Source organism: Okeania sp. SIO2B9 (assembly GCF_010672505.1).
Lineage (GTDB): Bacteria > Cyanobacteriota > Cyanobacteriia > Cyanobacteriales > Microcoleaceae > Okeania > Okeania hirsuta.
The window spans coordinates 1-1,253 of sequence record NZ_JAAHGK010001701.1; the positions used below are offsets into that span (position 1 = coordinate 1).

Below are 1,253 nucleotides of genomic sequence, written 5' to 3' on the forward strand. Positions count from 1 at the left end.
TTTTTGGTGTAGTAGTTTCTTTCTTGCGCCACATACCTTTCGGACCCCGCCGAGCCGGAATTATTACGGGCATTCCACTCGAAGATACTGGTATTTCCCAGAATCTACCTTTTTTCTGTGCTCCTTTAACTCTTCCTTGAGCAAGTAAAACTAATAAACGTTGACGAGATATACCTAATAAAAAAGATGCTTCTCTAGTACCCATGATTTTTTTCCTTAACTGTTGGACAATAGTTAAATGTCCAAAAATAGAACAACATTAAATTAAGTTATCTAAATATTTTTTTTGCTAATTTTAGCTATGTTAGTGTTAATTATTATTATGTTTACTTCTCCCCCACTTCCCTACTTCCCCTCCTGGGAGCAGTAGGGGTGGGTCTCCTGCTCAAGAAAGCGTAGAAAAGTTTTTGAGAAATGGTCTAATTTATTAGACATCTGGTAAAAATCAAGAATAAAATCAATTATTATCCATAAATTATCAATTGCTCCTCCCTGTTCCCTCTTTATCTTGAATGTAAACATTACAATCAATATACATGAATTTACCTTCTTTTCTCTGGCTATGGAAAATAGCAGCTTGGTCTATGGGTCTTTCCCTATTTGCCTATTCATTATTAGCAGTAACAGGCGGTTGGATGTTTTTTGCCCGCCATAACAAACAAAAACGCCCCCAATGGTTACGAGGTTTTCATTATATTATTGGTGGTACAATGGTATTTCTAGTAATTTTGTTACTGGCAATTGGTTTGGTGGGAACTATTGGTTATTATGGTAACTTGGGTCATTCTGCTCATTTACCTGCTGGTTTAACTGTTGTAGCTTTGGTTTTAGTTTCCGCGTGGAGTGCGACTCAGATTGATCCTAAACAACCTTGGGCGCGATCGCTCCATATCACGACTAATATTATTTTGTTGTTTAGTTTCGCAACAGTATCTTTGACTGGTTGGAGTGTCGTGCAGAAATATTTGCCTTGAAGCAAAGAATTAAGGTAGGCATTATAACATACGAAACTCGATCTTAAAAAAATTGGTAAATCCACTGATGCAGAGCTAACCAGAAAAAGTTTATGTTGAAATCAAACACACATTTTTCTTGACCCAAACATTAGTGGGTTTCTAGCAATGAGCAAAAATTTACCTGAAAGTCTTCCATATATATCCATAGGCGCAACAACTGGCGCAACCTTTTCTACCACAGTCGGCAATATTGGATTAATAGGTAGTTTTGGAGGTATCAGCATCGGCGCAACTCCA

At 37.3% G+C, this 1,253-nt stretch carries 1 protein-coding gene and 1 pseudogene; one reads left to right on the forward strand and one right to left on the reverse strand.

Features of this window, described 5'->3' with window-relative positions:
- A pseudogene (locus F6K13_RS33815) lies at positions 1–205 on the reverse strand (hypothetical protein); the annotation flags it as partial.
- Positions 206–536: 331 nt separating this feature from the next.
- Between F6K13_RS33815 and F6K13_RS33820 the strand changes: the two are divergent.
- Positions 537–974: a DUF4079 domain-containing protein gene (locus F6K13_RS33820; RefSeq protein ID WP_124143597.1), complete on the forward strand. Its 438-nt coding sequence runs from the start codon at positions 537–539 to the stop codon at positions 972–974.
- The last annotated feature ends 279 nt before the right edge of the window (positions 975–1,253 follow it).

What these genes read in the sequence shown, in the direction of transcription:
- F6K13_RS33820 (WP_124143597.1), top strand. Translation starts at nt 537, where the DNA reads ATGAATTTACCTTCTTTTCTCTGGCTATGGAAAATAGCAGCTTGGTCT.